This is a genomic window from Sphingobacterium sp. CZ-UAM (genome assembly GCF_002000245.1).
Lineage (GTDB): Bacteria > Bacteroidota > Bacteroidia > Sphingobacteriales > Sphingobacteriaceae > Sphingobacterium.
Map to the genome: position 1 here is coordinate 85,287 of NZ_MTCM01000009.1, position 16,936 is coordinate 102,222.

Sequence of the window (16,936 nt, forward strand, 5' to 3'; positions counted from 1 at the left end):
AAACAGAATATAGACCAATATGATATCTTCCTTACAACATAAATCTTTTTATCCCTGGCTGGTAGTAGCCCTACTTTGGGGGGTAGCCTTATTGAATTACATGGACCGTCAAATGCTGTCGACCATGCGCGACGCCATGCAAATTGATATCCCTGTATTGCAAAGTGCCGAAACTTTTGGTGTGCTAATGGCAGTTTTTCTTTATATCTACGGCATAATGAGCCCTGTAGCGGGTATCGTCGCTGATCGTAGCAATAGAAAATGGCTGATCGTAGGAAGTCTGTTTGTCTGGTCTGCAGTAACTTATGGAATGGGGATGGCAAATGACTATTCTACGTTATTGGTATTAAGGGCTATTATGGGATTTAGTGAAGCCTTATATATTCCTACTGCGCTTTCGTTGATCGCAGATTATCATACGGGGAAAAATCGCTCACTTGCTATTGGTCTGCACATGACAGGATTATATACTGGTCAGGCATTGGGGGGCTTTGGGGCAACATTGGCTGCGACGAAGGGATGGCATACCGCCTTTCATTGGTTTGGAATTGTAGGAATTTGCTATGCCTTGGTTCTCGCGCTGTTACTCTTGGAGAAAAGGAATGAACCCGCTGCGGAAGAGGTAAATTTGAAAGGCCAATTGTCTCTGCGTAAAAGCCTATTACTGATTTTCTCCAATGTGGCATTTTGGATTCTCTTGTTTTATTTCGCCGCGCCAAGTTTGCCGGGATGGGCCATAAAAAATTGGCTACCGACTTTATTTGCGGACAGCCTGGACATACCAATGGCCAGTGCAGGCCCTTTATCGACGATTACGATTGCGATATCATCCTTTATCGGCGTAATTGTAGGCGGAATAGTGAGTGACCGATGGGTGCAAAAGCATATTCGGGGCCGCATCTATACCAGCGCTATTGGTCTTGGGTTAACCATTCCCGCTTTGGTGCTTTTGGGTGTCGGGCAGACACTGCCCGCCGTATTGGGGGCCGCAATTTGTTTTGGAATTGGTTTCGGGATATTCGATGCAAACAATATGCCTATTCTTTGTCAGATCGTGCCGAACAACTTGCGTGCAACAGCTTATGGGTTCATGAATATGGTAGGTGTATTTGCCGGTGCGGCGATAACCCAATGGTTGGGCAAGTTTAAAGATGAAGGGCACTTTGGACTGGGCTTCGCGCTGCTAGGCGGAGCAGTATTAATCGCTCTTTTATTGCAGCTGCTATTGCTGAAACCGAAAGAGACGGAGGAATAATGATTTCCTTAATATATCAGGCAATGAAGATGAAATCTATAATTGGGTCGATCGCCAATCGCATGCTGAAAAAGCTGATGTTTTTTTTAAGTTTGATTGTTCCTTTTTCAAGCGCTCTGGGACAAGTACCTATTAAGGTCGCTTGTATCGGTAACTCCATAACCTTTGGCTATGGTCTCGTTCATCCGGCACAGGATTCTTATCCCGTTCAACTCCAAGCCCTGCTGGGACAGGAGTTTGAGGTGCGTAATTTTGGTCATTCGGGGGCTACACTATTGCGTAAAGGGCATAGACCGTATGATAAAACGCCTGAATACCGAAAGGCATTGGCTTTTAAACCCGATGTTACCATTATCCATCTGGGACTCAATGATACAGATCCAAGAAATTGGCCGAATTATAGAAATTCATTTTCATCGGATTATGCAGCATTGATTGACTCCATACGGGCTGTAAACCCAGAGATGCAGATTTATATATGTCGGTTGACACCGATTTTTAGTGGCCATCCGCGTTTCCTATCCGGGACACGTGAGTGGTATGATCAAATTCAGGCACTTTTACCACAGATAGCGGCGAGTAATCAGGTGGGATTGATTGATCTCCATACGCCGCTTCATACTCGAATTGATTTGTTTGATGATTATTTGCATCCAAATCGACAAGGGGCAGCAATAATCGCAAGACAGGTAGCTAATGTATTAAGCCCCCTTAAACAGGACTTGCAAGTGGCTGAAACGCTCGGGTCGGATATGGTACTCCAACGTGACTGGGAAAATAGTATCCATGGTAAGGGGACTGCTGCTGCTGAGGTAAAAATTGTATTTAATAAAATGACTTTTAAGACCATCGTGCGTCTTGATGGCTCGTGGGCAGTCAAACTTCCCAAGATGATGGCCGGGGGGCCTTACGATATCCTGATACACTCGGGTAATAAAAAAATAGAATTAAAAAATATCCTCTTTGGCGATGTATATCTTGCTTCTGGACAATCGAACATGGCTTTTGAACTTCGTAGAGCCACAAAAGGTGAACAGTTAATCAAAGATGCAGCTGGCTTAAAGAATCTACGCCTTTTTAAATGCCGCAATTTAGCTGAAACCAACGCGGTTGCGTGGGATACCGCTACCTTAAAAAAAGTCAACGACTTACTGTATTTTGATGGTGCTTGGAATGTGGCTACATCAGATGAAGCGGCAGGGTTTTCCGCTGTAGCCTATTCTTTCGCTGAACAAACCGCTAGAGAACAACATATTCCTATTGGTATTATTGATTTATCCGTGGGTGGATCTAATACGGAATCATGGATTGACCGCAAGTCTTTAGAAAACGACGATCTGCTGGCCTCTTATATCCACAATTGGCGGAAATCAGATTTTCTGCAGGACTTTTGCCGGGAGCGCGCCAGTCAAAATTTGCTTCATTCAACAATAAGGAACCAACGCCACCCTTATCAGCCGGCCTACAATTTTGAAGCAGGAGTCAATAAATGGCTGGATACAGGTTTGAAAGCGATACTTTGGTACCAAGGTGAAAGCAATACCCATAACATGGAACTTCATGAGCGCCTTTTCAAAACATTGGTGTCTTCCTGGCGAAAAAATTTCAATCAGCATCTGCCTTTTTATTTTGTTCAGCTGACGAGTTTGGATAGACCTTCATGGGGTGACTTTAGAAACTCGCAACGCTTATTGGAGAAACAGATTGAAGATACCCACATGGCAGTAACAGTTGATCTCGGTGATTCTTTGGATGTACATCCGCACGAAAAGTTATTGGTAGGTCAGCGTCTGGCCAACTTGGTGAGTAAATATGTATATGGAGCATCGTTGAATGCGAATCATCCGGAGCCCGTAAGATGCAAGGTCCAAGCGGATAAGCTGTTATTGACATTCGATCATTGTGTCCGATTAGAAGTAAAGGGCAACGGCCCTCTAAAAGGTTTTCAATTGGTGGACAATAGGGGCAGAATATTCGATGGTAACGCTAGTATCGTATCGGACAATGTCGTCGAGATCCGAAAACCAACGGTAGATCTGATCAGACTGCTGTATGGATACGAACCTTTCAGCCGGGCAAATCTTCAGAACGAAATTGGTACACCAGTGTCCACCTTTGATTTGAGAATAAAGTAAACCTAAACGAATTGATGTAAAAACTGGAAAAGATGAAACAGACAAATATAAAAGATACAACAAAAATACTAGACGCTGCTTATTTGAAAGAATTGGAAGTCTTTTATAGCGATAAGCTTTTAAAAGATACCCTTCCATTTTGGTTTCCTCGATCAATTGACCATGAGTGTGGTGGCTATCTATTTATGCGGGATCAGGACGGTACTTTGATTGATACAGATAAAGCTGTATGGATACAGGGCCGGGCATGTTGGTTGCTCGCGACCCTTTACAATACGGTTGAAGAAAAAGAAGAATGGTTGGAAGCCGCTCGCATTGGCTATGAATTTCTGAAGAAATATTGTTTTGATGCAAATGGCAAAATGTATTTTCATGTAGACCGTCAGGGAAATCCAATTCGTATGCGTCGTTATTTTTTCTCCGAGACATTTGCGGCCATAGCATTTGCTGCCTATGCAAAAGCAGCCGGAGATCCGGATATTGCCGCAGAAGCTCGACGTCTATTTGGCATATGCATAGACTATGCAAATGGTGTAAAATTGATCGAGCCCAAATATGAACCAACAAGACCAATGAAGGGAATAGGCGTACCGATGATTATGATCAACACGGCACAGCAGATCCGCGAAACTATTGGTGACCCACGTTGTGACCAAGTCATCAGTTCCTGTATAGCGGAAATCGAAAGAGATTTTGTAAAAGATGATATTCGATGTGTCATGGAACAGGTGGGGCTGCAGGGCGAAATTATCGACCATATCGATGGACGTACACTCAATCCGGGCCATGCTATTGAGGGTGCTTGGTTTATTTTGCATGAAGCAAGATATCGGAATGGGGATCCGGATTTGGTTGGCCTTGGCTGTCGTATGTTGGATTATATGTGGGAACGCGGTTGGGACAAAGAATATGGCGGGATACTCTATTTCAAGGATGTTTATAATAAGCCTGTTCAAGAATACTGGCAGGACATGAAATTTTGGTGGCCGCAGAATGAAACGATTATAGCCACATTACTTGCTTATGTTATGACGGGTGCCCCGAAATATAAGCATTGGCATCAACAAATCAATCAGTACGCTTATGATCATTTTCATGATAAAACGAATGGTGAATGGTTTGGGTATCTTCACCGGGATGGAACCATAGCCCAAACCGCAAAGGGAAATTTATTTAAAGGGCCTTTTCATCTCCCGCGTCAGGAGTGGTATTGTATGCAAGTTTTGAAGGAATTTAGTTCGATTAAGTTATAAATTGTTATGCGAAGGTATTGCGATACAAATAGCTGTTTTGTTAAGCTGATTGTTTTTTTGTGCTTAATTATCAACCCCTTCTTTTGTTTTGCTGGCACAGGAAGCCCTTTGCTGCCCATGCCCCAGTCTGTAGACTGGAAAACAGGTCACTACCATCTTGAGCAGGGAGTCAATATACAGGTAAAAGGGGAAATATCCAACGCTAATAAACAGGGGCTGATCGTATTATTAGCAAATAGTAACATACAAAAGGTTGATTTTGACAATACAAGGCAAGCTACTTTATCCATTCGTTGTGGGATGGAATTGCGTTTGCCTTCGGAATCTCTGGAAGCTTACCGAATTGTTGTTGATCCGAAAGGAATACAGATTGAGGCCAAAAGCAATGCCGGTATTTTTTATGCTTTACAAACCTTGCGTCAACTGGGCGGTAGCAATGGCAAGTTCCCCTATTGTTCGATTACCGATTATCCTTCTTTCCGTTGGCGGGGATATCTGGTGGACGTGGGGCGCAATTATCAAAGCCTGGCTTTGTTGAAGGAACAGATTGATATCATGGCTAAGTATAAATTGAATGTTTTTCATTTCCATTTTACCGAAGATATTGCTTGGCGACTGATCAGTAAAAAATATCCAGGTTTAACGGATTCATCGAATATGGAGCGCTGGAAGGGGAAATATTATACTGTCGAAGAGATGAAGGAGCTGATTCAGTATTGTCATGATCGGCATATCCAGCTCGTACCTGAGATAGATATGCCGGGACATTCGGCGGCTTTTCGCCGTTATTTTAAAACAGATATGCAAAGCGATAGTGGTACTGCAATGGTCAAGGAGCTCGTCCGAGAATTTGCGACGACCTATCCAGGATTGCCCTATCTGCATATTGGTGGCGATGAAGTGAAGATTCATAATCAGCGATTTTTACCGGAAATGACCAGATGGATTGAACAACTTGGAATGAAGACTATCGGTTGGGATCCAGGTGGTAATCTACAGCCACAGACAATACGTCAGCTTTGGATGGGAGGACCTCAGCCGATTACAAACGATTATCCTTTTGAGGTGATTGATTCAAAGCATCTGTATATCAATCATATGGATCCATTGGAGACGGTAACAGCACTGTTTTATAGACAATTGGGCGGACAGCCGAGCGAAAACAAGAAGTTGCTTGGAGCGACGTTATGTTCATGGCCAGATCGGGCTGTAAGTAATGAACGTGATGTGTTTCATCAAAATGCTATTTATCCCGCATTGCTTGTTTTTGCGGAACGCAGTTGGAGAGGTGGCGGAGAATTTGAATGGCGTAGTAATATCAGAACCGATGCCCGGGGACTTGCCGAATTTGCTGAATTTGAGGAGCGTTTGCTTCAACATAAGCGTTTGTACTTTAAAAATTTTATTTTCCCCTATTATCGGCAGAGTAAGCAAACATGGACATTGTATGGGCCTTTTGAGAATAAGGGAAATCTGGATATGTCTTTAAATAAGGAGCGGGAGGGGCAGTTTCAAGCCTCTAAGCAGATTGGTGTGTTTTATGGGGGAACGATTGTATTGCGACATTGGTGGGCGGACGTGGTTCGTGGAGCAATTGATCGTCCGCTTAAAAATACCACCATATATGCAGTAAGCAAGATTTGGAGTGATCAGCCGGAGTACAAAAACTTCTGGATTGGCTTCAATGATCTCTCACGTTCCTATGCAAGCGATTCTCCTCATTTGGAGACCTGGGATGAAAGGAAAAGCAAACTTTGGATAAATGAAACGGAGGTGGTTCCGCCTAAATGGCAACATGCAGGTCAAAAGGGGAATCTCGAAATCCCGTTGGTGGATGAAGGATATAGTTATCGTGTTCCTAGAAAAGTCAAGTTACGGCAGGGGTGGAATACCATTGTCGTAAAACTTCCTGTTGGAGAATTAAAGGGGACAGATTGGCAAAATCCACTGAAATGGATGTTTACCTGTCTTCCTATTGATAATGAGTGATAGGTAGATATCCCTTTCGGAAATTTTAGATTGAATAATAATTAACATAAAATAGATATGAGGAAATTAGGTATTACAGCCGCATTAGTCCTATTGTTTGGAATCAGCCGCGCGCAGGAAGTCAATGTATTTGTTGCTGGTGAAGATGGTTATAAAAGCTATCGGATACCGGCTATTGTCAAAGATAAACAAGGCCGATTATTCGCCTTTGCCGAGGGAAGGGTGGATCATGCGGGAGACTTTGGGAATGTAGATATCGTTTATAAAATCAGTCCGGACAATGGTAAAACCTGGGGCCCATTGCATGTCGCTGTTGACAATGATAATTTGCAGGTCGGAAATCCTGCACCCCTGGTCGACTTGTTAGATCCGGCATATCCAAAAGGACGACTGTTACTTTTTTACAATACCGGTAATAATCACGAAGCAGAGGTGCGTAAAGGGAATGGTTTACGCGAGTGCTGGTCAATCAGTTCGACGGATGGTGGTAAAACCTGGTCCGATCCACAAAACATTACACTGCAAACCCATCGGCCCAATCAGCCTTCCGTGAATGCACAATATGTTTTTCATGAGGACTGGCGCGCCTATGCAAATACACCAGGGCATGCATTGCAGTTTGATTCCGGTAAATATAAAGGACGGATCTATATTCCGGCGAATCATTCCGAAGGGAATCCAAAAGAGCATGGTAAAGATTATTTTGCCCATTCTTACTACTCGGACGACCACGGCAAAACATTCAAGATAGGGAAGAGTGTGAAATTTGAGGGATCAAACGAAACGATGGCAGCTCAGATCTCTGAAACTGGGTTGTATATGAATTCTCGCAATCAACAAGGCAATGTGAAAGAACGGATCATATCGTATTCGAACGACGGCGGAGTAACTTGGGATACGACCTATTACGATAAAAACCTGCCCGACCCTGTCAATCAGGGATCTGTGCTTTCTTGGCAGGGGAAAGGCGGATACCAATTAGCTGTTTGCAATGCTGCCACATCGGACAGAAGAGATAATCTGACGCTCAGGTTGAGTAAGGATCAGGGGAAAACCTGGTATTTCAATCGAGTTGTTGCCAAAGCTCCCGAAGGTGTAAAAGGTGACTATGCAGCCTACTCTGATTTAGTGCTTTTGACTAAAAATAAAATCGGTGTCTTATTCGAAAAGGAGAATTATCGAAAAATTGTGTTTGTGCCGGTAAAGCTCCAATAGCTATTGTTGCCCGAAAACGATTTTTGCAGCGTATTGATTCTACACCGATGTTGATGCTTAAATATATAATAAACAGGTGTATACAATGAATTTTATCTTCAACTGACCAACTTGGATATAAGTTTATGATGGAATAAATTTTCTGTCTAGAATGGACGCAGAAATGAGGGGGATGCAATAGAGGCTATATATCAAAAAAACACCTGAAGCGGGGAACTTCAGGTGTTTAACCTAACCAATTATTAACCTAAATTTATGAAAAGTATACTTTTTAAAGTATAGGAAATTATGTTCAATATCCATGCCATTTTGCTTGTAGATCTTGGGTTATTTTTCTTTTGTGTTATTTTTGTTACAGAAATGACCTATCGTTTTTGTTTTGGCTATATGTTTTGACTAAAATTTATTGTTTGGGATAATTAATAAATTATCCGGATTTAGCGCTGTGATCGAGATACAAACGAAATTCATGTCAAAACAGAATAGAGACATTTTAGAGAAGTTGGTTATAAGGGGCGGCAAGTGCAATAATAAGAAATACATCCTTGTTCAATAAAAACAAGGATGTGTAGATTGGCTAGAAATATAGTCGAAACAATTCCTCCCATTCAGCATCCAGATCACCTGCATAAACAGGCTGATGCGCCCGATTGTACCAATAGCGGGCATTCCAGAGATCTCCCTCTTTGCGGTGAAGGTACGCATGTACATGGGCGGCTTTCCTATCGTCCAGCTGATCAATGAGATCGTGTGCTGTTTTCCAATCTCCTTTTTTGTCATACCATAATGATTTTTGGAGGGCAGACCAGTCATGAACAGGACTGTCCAATAATTGAAACTCTTCTATTGTCATCTTGTTAATTTGCTAATTCTTTACTCCAGATTTCATAGATATCATCTCCTTTTGAGCTTTTTCCGCTATGATGCCATTTATTACCTTCGAGCTTCCCGTTAAAATTAAGTTCTTGACCGACCTTATTATTGTCTCTTGAAAAGAATAGTATTTTCTCGGTGTAACGATTGTTTTTGTAAACATAGTGTCCACCCCCCGTTCCGTAAAATCCTTTTTGAGCTGGATTAATAGCGATCCATTGGAAGTAGCCATCAACCAGGATCTTTATTGTTTTGCGGTCCGCTTTTGGAATCTCATGCATCTTGGCTTCTTGCTGCCTGCCGGTAATTCTCCATAAAGCATCTAAATCTTGGGCGATGGCTTTCTGCCTTTTGAAAATTCGCTCGGAGTCCGGTGTCTTTATTTGGATCGCGTCATTTTGTATTTTAAAGTAAAGATTGGCTTTCTTCCCAATATGGGTCGAATCTTTTGTGTCATATTCGATCGTAATGCTGGTATTATTGCCTTGTTGTTGTATGGGGCCACCCCAGGTATAACCAAATTGCTTTTTGCTGTCATCATAGTCGATGAAGGAGAGGTAATGATCTTTGATCAAAATTAAGTTTTTGTTGGTACCTGCCGTGGAAATATACGCACCATCAGCAAGTTGTGCCTTAGCTTGGAAATGTACCGCTACAAGTGATAAGCACAATAGTAAAATGCAGTTTCTCATAACAAATCAAAACATGTGTCTTTTAAAGATACGAAATAAAACTGTTGGACTTTCTATATTAAGTATTATAATAACCAATGCATACGGATTGACTTAAATGGAATGAGCCCGGTGGAATACCGAGCTCATTATATCAAAAACACTGCGTAAATTAGCCCAACTTATTGGGGTCAGACCGAAAATCAGCCTTTATTTAATCGTAGGATTTATTTGAATTTACTTGCCAACGCGGCCAGTTTACTCGCCATGTCTGTTTCTGGTTCCACTTGCCGTTTGCTCTCATTTCGTTTATTCTTGGGGAGAACAGGTTTTTCATCTGTTTTCATCGATAAGGCAATGCGGTTACGTTTCTCATCCACTTCGGTCACCGTTACTGTCACATGCTGCTGCACTTTGACTACCTCATGCGGGTCGGAGATATAACGGTTGGATAGTTGGCTCAGGTGTACTAAGCCATCTTGATGTACACCAATATCCACAAAAGCGCCAAAGTTGGTAATATTGGTTACGATACCAGGAAGTTTCATGCCTATACGCAAATCGCTAATGCTATTGACACCTTCAGTGAATGAAAAAGCTTCAAATTTTTCCCTGGGATCAAGACCAGGTTTGGCCAGTTCATTAAGAATATCATTTAATGTGGGAAGTCCTACTTCCGCAGTGATATAGTTTTTCAACGGAATGGATTTTCTTAATTCCGCATCTTTGAGCAAGTCTTCTACTTTTTTACCCAAATCTTTTGCCATTTGCTCAACCAATGCATATCGCTCAGGGTGTACTGCGGATGAATCCAATGGATTGGCGGCATTTCGTATCCGAAGGAAACCTGCAGCCTGCTCAAAGGCTTTATCCCCAAGGCGAGGTACTTTTTTCAATTCACGGCGTGAAGAAAATGGCCCGTTTTCGTTTCTATATTTGATAATCTGCTGGGCCAGAGCTGGACCCAAGCCAGAAACGTAGGATAAAATCTGTTTTGAAGCTGTATTCAGTTCCACACCTACCGCATTGACACAACTGATGACGGTATCGTCCAAGGATGTCTGTAGCTTATTTTGGTCTACATCATGTTGGTACTGACCGACACCAATTGATTTGGGATCAATTTTAACCAGCTCGGCTAATGGATCCATTAATCTTCTTCCGATCGATACTGCACCTCGTACAGTGATATCGTGATCTGGAAACTCTTCGCGCGCAGTTTCAGATGCTGAATAGATAGAAGCCCCGCTTTCATTAACCATGACAATGGTAACATTGCTAAGGCCCAGTTTTCTCACAAAATCTTCGGTTTCACGTCCTGCAGTTCCATTACCGATCGCAATGGCCTGAATATCGTGTTTTGAGACTAAATATGTAATCGTTTTTTGTGCTTCGGCAAGTCCATTTGCACCATTATGTGGGAAAATAGCCGTATTTTCTTTCAGCTGGCCCTGCTCATCCAATACCACGGTTTTACATCCGGTTCGGAATCCAGGGTCTATCGCAAGTAATCTCTTTTGTCCCAATGGAGCGGCTAAAAGTAACTGACGAACATTGTCCGCAAAAACTTTGATAGCCTCCTCATCTGCTTTTTGACGGGTCAACACGCGGATTTCTGTTTCCATAGAAGGTTTCAATAATCGCTTGTAACTATCTGTCAATGCCAATTTCACCTGTGCTGCGGCATCGTTAGAAGCTTTGATGTAGAGTGATTCAATGGTTGGAAGGATATTGTCTTCGTTGATATCGATATCCAAGTAGAGTAATTCTTCTTTTTCACCGCGGCGCATAGCTAAAACGCGGTGTGAAGGAGCGTCTTTTAACGGCTCTGACCATTCGTAATAATCTTTGTATTTAATCGCCGCTTCTTCTTTTCCTGGTACCACTCTCGATACAAATTCCGCCTTTTCCAGAAATATAGCTCTTGATTTGGATCGTACTGTCGCATCTTCGGCAATAATTTCAGCAATGATGTCCCTTGCCCCAGCTAAGGCTTCTTCACTATTGTTGACACCTTTTTCAGGGTCTATTAACGAACTTGCAAGGGCCATAAAATCTGTTTTATCCTGTCCCAAAAGAAGATCGGCCAGGGGTTGAAGGCCTTTTTCGCGGGCAACACTGGCTCTTGTTTTACGTTTTGGTTTGTACGGAAGGTAGATATCTTCCAGATTTGCCATCGTCTCGGCTGACATTATCTGTTGTTCAAGTTCAGGTGTTAGTTTCCCCTGATCATTGATGGATTTTAAGACAGCTTCTTTACGTTTATCCAGATCCTTGAGTTGTTGGGAACGGTCTCTGATGTTTGTAATCTGTACTTCGTCAAGGCTACCGGTCATTTCTTTCCGGTAACGGGAGATAAATGGAACCGTAGCACCTTCTTCCAACAGTTGAATTGTGGTGCGAACTTGTTTTTCGCTTATGGATAGCTCGTTAGCAATGGTAATTTCGTGTGATAATAAGCTCATTGTGGGTTTTACTTAAAAAGGAAAGCTGTTGAATGGTTATTCAACAGCTCTATGAAATATCTGATTATAAATTAATACAATGGAATTACGCAGGTTTGTTTGTATTTTCCTCCTGTTCTGTAGGTTTCTTTTCTTCACCTTCGTTGCTTTTGTTTTCAGCAAAGTGGTCATTGTATCCGTAGGTGATATGAGAAGGTTCCTCTCCGTAATCTAATTGCTTATGTGGATTGTGTTCTACAACTCCGGCAGGAGTGGTAAATTCATATTTTTTCTTCGTCGATTCAGCTTCTGAGCTTTCAGCCGTTTCTGCGGACTGGGATTCTTGCTCAGCTTTGGCCTGTTCTTCTGCGACTTTTACTTCATTTGGAATGGTTTCCGCTTTGGCTTCTGCCTTAATATCTATGTCTTTTTCAAAATTATTGATCTGATCCGAAATCTCGCGCTTGATGCCTTCGGATGCATCTTTAAATTCTCGTATCCCTCTACCTAAACCTCTGGCCAATTCAGGAAGCTTCTTGCCACCAAAAAGTAACAAGATCGCAAACACGATTAAAATCATCTCCTGTGTTCCGATGTTTAGAAATGTTATTACTGGACTGTACATACTCTTTTCCTCTTCTTTTGATTACTAACTAGATGCTAAGTTACATTTATATTTCTATAGTTCTTAGACCAACAAGTAAATTTAAGATAATTTTAAGGTATTTGAAACATAAAAATTACTTAACAAAGGGCCTGTAATTGACAGGTAAATTTTGTTATATTTTTGCTAAATATTTTTTAATATCACGATAGGTCGGAAATATCTTTGTATTTTTGTGCCTATTTTTTGAGGAATTGATTATGTTGGGAAAATTTAAAACATTCAAGCCGTATTATAGAAGTACGATGGTATTGGCTGGTCCGGTTGTCATTTCACAATTGGGTCATACATTGGTGCATACAGCAGACAGCGTTATTGTAGGACATTTTGCCGGGACAATTCCATTGGCAGCAGTATCCCTGGTGAATGCTGTATTTATGATCGTTATGGTCGTGGGACTGGGGATTGCCTATGGCATCACCCCCTTGATCGCACAGGAAAATGGCCGTGATAATAAAGAGGAGTGTGCGGTATTATTATCCAATAGTTTTTGGTTGAATATCATTACGGGCATATTGTTGTTCTGTCTGGTTTATTTCGGATCCATGCTGGCAATTGACCATTTGAATCAGGATCCCGCGGTAGTAAAGGAGGCGAAACCCTATTTGCTGATTTTAAGCCTTTCAATGTTGCCGTTGATGGTCTTCAGTACATTTAAGCAGTTTGCCGAAGGTTTGGGCTTTACCAAACAGGCGATGAACGTAACGATATGGGGAAACGTACTCAATATTATACTTGCTATTATCTTTGTTAAAGGTATGTTCGGTATTACACCGATGGGTGTAAGAGGGGTCGGATATAGTACCCTGATTGATCGTATTTTGATGATGTCTGTCATGATGACTTATGTGCTACGCTCGCAAAAGTTTAAGAGCTACATTCAGCATTTTAAAATTACGGTAATAGATCGGGTAAGGTTAGGAAAGATCTTGAAGATCGGTGCACCCGTTGCGATGCAATACGTTTTTGAAATTGGTGCCTTTGCCGGTGCATCTTTACTGGCAGGAACAATTAGTGCTACTGCGCAGGCTTCGCATCAGGTAGCGATTCAGCTCGCAGCAATGACCTATATGATGGCCAGTGGTATTGCAGCAGCAGCAACGATCAAAGTAGGCAATAGCTACGGGAACAGAAATCTGTTCCGCCTGGAGCGCTTCGCCATCACCTCTTATCAGTTGGTTTTGGTTTTTATGCTGATTACTGCTTCTTTGTTTGCGATCTTCAATAATTATCTACCTTATATTTTTACTTCTGATAAGGCTGTGGTTGTCATTGCAGCTCAGCTACTGATTATTGCAGGACTTTTTCAATTATTTGATGGTACACAGGTTGTGGGACTGGGAGTTTTGAGAGGTATGGGCGATGTCAATATTCCGACGATCATCACTTTTATTGCCTATTGGGTTATCGGACTACCGAGTGGTTATGTGATGGGGATACTTTTTGATTGGGGAATTGAGGGCATCTGGTATGGTTTGACCTTGGGCCTATTGACTTCATCGCTGTTGCTCTATTTACGGTTCAAATTAGTGATCAGGAAAAAGAAGCTCCAGTTTGAAAATAGTATATTGTAGCGTAGAGCATTGTGAAGATAGTATTGACACAAGGATTTTGTATCGCTGAAAATACATTACCCTGCGGATATAGCGTATGTTAAATAAAAAAATGGCTGTCCAAAAGGACAGCCATTTTTTTATCGCTAAACTGTTGCAGTTAAATTTCTCTGTTGCTATCCCAGTTTTCCAGATAGTCCGCCACCCGTTTCAGGAAGGTGCCACCCAGGGCGCCATCTATGGCACGGTGATCGTAGGATAGGGACAGATACATCATATGGCGGATTCCGATCATATCACCGTATTCCGTTTCAATTACCGCTGGTTTCTTGGTTATGGTACCGACTGCTAATATCGCGGCCTGTGGCTGATTGATAATCGGTGTTCCCATAATATTACCAAAAGCGCCGATGTTGGTAAATGTGAATGTCCCGTCTTGCGTGTCGTCGGGTTTTAATTTATTGGCACGGGAACGCTGCGCAAGGTCGTTCACCGATTTACTAAGTCCTACCAGACTCAACTGGTCTGCATTCTTTATTACAGGTACAATGAGATTGCCGTTTGGCAGTGCTGCGGCCATACCGATATTGATATTTTTCTTTTTAATGATGTTATAACCGTCTATCGATATATTCACCAAAGGGAAGTCTTTTAATGCCTTGGTAATTGCTTCTATAAATAGTGGTGTGAACGTTATATTTTCTCCCTCACGTTTTTTATAAGCGTCTTTTACTTTATTACGCCACAGAACGAGGTTCGTAACATCGGCTTCCACAAATGAACAGACGTGCGGCGATACTTGAACGCTCTTGACCATGTGATCGGAAATCAAGCGTCGCATCCGATCCATTTCAATAATTTCGTCATTCCCGTTTACAACAGTATGGACAGTTGGCGCAGGCATGGCTGGAGCCGGTTCGTTTTTGACGATAGGAGCACTGGCTGGTTGCACATGATCTGGGTTTTGTTGAGACCCTCTGTTAGCTACGTACAGCAGAATATCCTCTTTTGTAACTCGCCCTTCAGCTCCGGTACCTTGAATACGGTCAAGCTCTTCCTGAGATAATCCTTCATGACGGGCGATATTTTTTACCAAGGGCGAATAAAAACGACTACTGTGTTCGTAATGAGCATTGGTCGTTTCTTCGGTCGGACTATTCAATTGTGCTATACCCGGTATATCCAATTCGATAGTTTCGCTTGAAATTGTAGATTGATCAGCGGGGCTTTCTTCCGGTTGAGCAGCAGGTTCGCTTGTCTCGGCACCTCCTTCTATTTCTATAATGGCAACAACATCACCGACCTGAACGATTTGATCTGCGGTATAAAGTTGTTCCTTCAATATTCCTTTCACAGGAGAAGGTACTTCTGAATCAACTTTATCCGTTGCGATTTCCAATAAAGTGTCATCTTCGTCAATCTGGTCGCCAGGTTGTTTCAACCATTTGGTAATCGTTGCCTCCGATACACTTTCTCCCATTTTTGGAAGTAAGAGTTTATATAAAGCCATATTTTTTAGCAATCTCGTTATAGAAAAACGAAGTTAATTAAATTGTGGTTTACTTTCAACAATTTGAAATATTATTCCTTAAAAAAGGACTTTGTTAGAATATTATTTTATATTATTCAAGTTCTCGACCTTCTTCTTTTACCAGTAGTTTCCAGAGCAGGAAAAGTGCATTCATGCGGGTACGTTCGATGTTTACGAGTCTATCGTTGCTGAATTGAAATTTTTTTGTAATCACTTCTTTTTTTCCAGCTACCGCAACCCAGACTGTTCCGACAGGTTTTTCAGCAGAACCGCCTCCAGGACCAGCTATTCCGGTCGTTGCAATGGCATAATCTGTGTTAAATTTGGTTTTGGCACCTGTTGCCATTTCTATAGCTGTCTGCTCACTGACCGCACCAAATTGCTCCAACGTTGTTTCATTTACTCCCAGTAACTGTTGTTTTAGTCTATTGGAGTAGGGGATGGTTCCGCCGACGAAGATTTCGCTGCTTCCGGGGTTTGCAGTTAGTGAGGCTGCCAAACTACCGCCCGTACAACTTTCTGCTGTCGTCAGTGTCAGTTGCTGTTGCGTAAACTGCTTGATCAAATAGGCTTCAATAGTTGTATCGTAATCCGCCACGGCATGATTTTTTAATCGATTCAGAAGTTTGCTCTTAAATAGTTTTACTTCTTGTAGGATATCCGATTTGTTTTTACTTTTTCCGGAGAGCCGTAGGCGAATAAAAGCCAAAGTAGGCAAGTAGGCCAATTTAATGTTTGAAGGGAGTTCTTCTTCAATATCTTTTATTTGCTCGGCGAGATAAGATTCTCCAATGCCTCCGATAAGTATCGTTTCGTGGTGGATGTATATATCTTTGTTTTGTTGGCTGATCAAAGGGAATACACGCTGTTCCATCAGATGTTTCATCTCAAAGGGGACACCGGGCATAAAAATATATTGTTTCTGTGCATGCGAAACCAACATGCCGGGGGCTGTCCCATAGTCGTTGAACAATACTTCGCAATTTGCCAAAACATCAGCTTGCTGCCTATTAATTTCCAACATTTCCATATTACGGGATTCAAAGAAACTTGTTACGTGCTGAAGTACTTTTTGATCGCGGATTAATGTTGTCCCGAAATATTTTGCGGCGGTTTTTTTTGTAATATCATCTTTGGTCGGGCCAAGTCCACCCGTAACTAAAATTAAGTCGGCTCTTGTAGATGCATCTTTTAAGGTGCTGAAAATAGCTTCTTCGGTGTCTGGTATGGATGTCATCTGGACAATCTCCACCTCGAACTTCCTCAATTGTTGTGCAATCCAGCTGGAATTGGTGTCTATAATCTGGCCTATTAGAATCTCATCTCCGATCGTAATAATTTCTGCTTTCATAG

At 42.0% G+C, this 16,936-nt stretch carries 13 protein-coding genes; 7 read left to right on the forward strand and 6 right to left on the reverse strand.

Annotated features, from left to right (window positions below):
- Positions 1-19: 19 nt before the first annotated feature.
- Genes BWD42_RS22865 through BWD42_RS22885 form a run of 5 tightly spaced genes read left to right on the forward strand, consistent with a single transcriptional unit; the run spans position 20 to position 7,847 of the window.
- Complete coding sequence (locus BWD42_RS22865; RefSeq protein WP_077438734.1) at positions 20-1,255, forward strand: MFS transporter; 1,236 nt, start codon at positions 20-22, stop codon at positions 1,253-1,255.
- Positions 1,256-1,284: 29 nt separating this feature from the next.
- The gene (locus tag BWD42_RS22870; RefSeq protein WP_175992131.1) at positions 1,285-3,390 is read left to right on the forward strand and encodes a GDSL-type esterase/lipase family protein; all 2,106 of its coding nucleotides are present in this window, start codon (positions 1,285-1,287) and stop codon (positions 3,388-3,390) included.
- A 32-nt stretch (positions 3,391-3,422) separates the two neighbouring features.
- Entirely contained in the window at positions 3,423-4,643 is a 1,221-nt protein-coding gene (locus tag BWD42_RS22875) for an AGE family epimerase/isomerase (protein ID WP_077438736.1), read from the forward strand.
- Between the two features lie 57 nt (positions 4,644-4,700).
- The gene (locus BWD42_RS22880; protein ID WP_175992132.1) at positions 4,701-6,632 is read left to right on the forward strand and encodes a family 20 glycosylhydrolase; all 1,932 of its coding nucleotides are present in this window, start codon (positions 4,701-4,703) and stop codon (positions 6,630-6,632) included.
- A 57-nt stretch (positions 6,633-6,689) separates the two neighbouring features.
- Positions 6,690-7,847, forward strand: a complete 1,158-nt coding sequence (locus tag BWD42_RS22885; RefSeq protein WP_077438738.1) for a sialidase family protein — start codon at positions 6,690-6,692, stop codon at positions 7,845-7,847.
- Positions 7,848-8,424: 577 nt separating this feature from the next.
- On the opposite strand, the gene BWD42_RS22890 is transcribed toward BWD42_RS22885, so the two are convergent.
- Both BWD42_RS22890 and BWD42_RS22895 read right to left on the reverse strand, forming a co-directional pair.
- Positions 8,425-8,700: a hypothetical protein gene (locus tag BWD42_RS22890; protein WP_077438739.1), complete on the reverse strand. Its 276-nt coding sequence runs from the start codon at positions 8,698-8,700 to the stop codon at positions 8,425-8,427.
- 4 nt (positions 8,701-8,704) lie between these two features.
- The gene (locus BWD42_RS22895) at positions 8,705-9,391 is read right to left on the reverse strand and encodes a hypothetical protein (RefSeq protein ID WP_175992133.1); all 687 of its coding nucleotides are present in this window, start codon (positions 9,389-9,391) and stop codon (positions 8,705-8,707) included.
- A 78-nt stretch (positions 9,392-9,469) separates the two neighbouring features.
- On the opposite strand from BWD42_RS22895, the gene BWD42_RS25305 reads away from it, so the two are divergent.
- Positions 9,470-9,562: an IS3 family transposase gene (locus BWD42_RS25305; protein ID WP_077438787.1), complete on the forward strand. Its 93-nt coding sequence runs from the start codon at positions 9,470-9,472 to the stop codon at positions 9,560-9,562.
- Between the two features lie 56 nt (positions 9,563-9,618).
- On the opposite strand, the gene BWD42_RS22905 is transcribed toward BWD42_RS25305, so the two are convergent.
- Together BWD42_RS22905 and tatA are read right to left on the reverse strand one after the other, a co-directional pair.
- Positions 9,619-11,856: a Tex family protein gene (locus tag BWD42_RS22905; RefSeq protein WP_077438741.1), complete on the reverse strand. Its 2,238-nt coding sequence runs from the start codon at positions 11,854-11,856 to the stop codon at positions 9,619-9,621.
- Between the two features lie 85 nt (positions 11,857-11,941).
- Positions 11,942-12,460 carry a twin-arginine translocase TatA/TatE family subunit gene (tatA, locus tag BWD42_RS25120; RefSeq protein WP_077438742.1) on the reverse strand — a complete coding sequence of 173 codons (519 nt, stop codon included), beginning with the start codon at positions 12,458-12,460 and terminating at the stop codon, positions 11,942-11,944.
- A 239-nt stretch (positions 12,461-12,699) separates the two neighbouring features.
- Here tatA and BWD42_RS22915 point away from each other — a divergent pair, with 239 nt between their 5' ends.
- Entirely contained in the window at positions 12,700-14,073 is a 1,374-nt protein-coding gene (locus BWD42_RS22915) for an MATE family efflux transporter (protein ID WP_077438743.1), read from the forward strand.
- A gap of 139 nt (positions 14,074-14,212) precedes the next feature.
- On the opposite strand, the gene BWD42_RS22920 is transcribed toward BWD42_RS22915, so the two are convergent.
- Positions 14,213-15,562, reverse strand: coding sequence for a dihydrolipoamide acetyltransferase family protein (locus BWD42_RS22920; protein WP_077438744.1), 1,350 nt, complete (start codon positions 15,560-15,562; stop codon positions 14,213-14,215).
- Positions 15,563-15,674: 112 nt separating this feature from the next.
- Complete coding sequence (locus tag BWD42_RS22925) at positions 15,675-16,934, reverse strand: competence/damage-inducible protein A (protein WP_077438745.1); 1,260 nt, start codon at positions 16,932-16,934, stop codon at positions 15,675-15,677.
- Positions 16,935-16,936 lie beyond the last annotated feature (2 nt).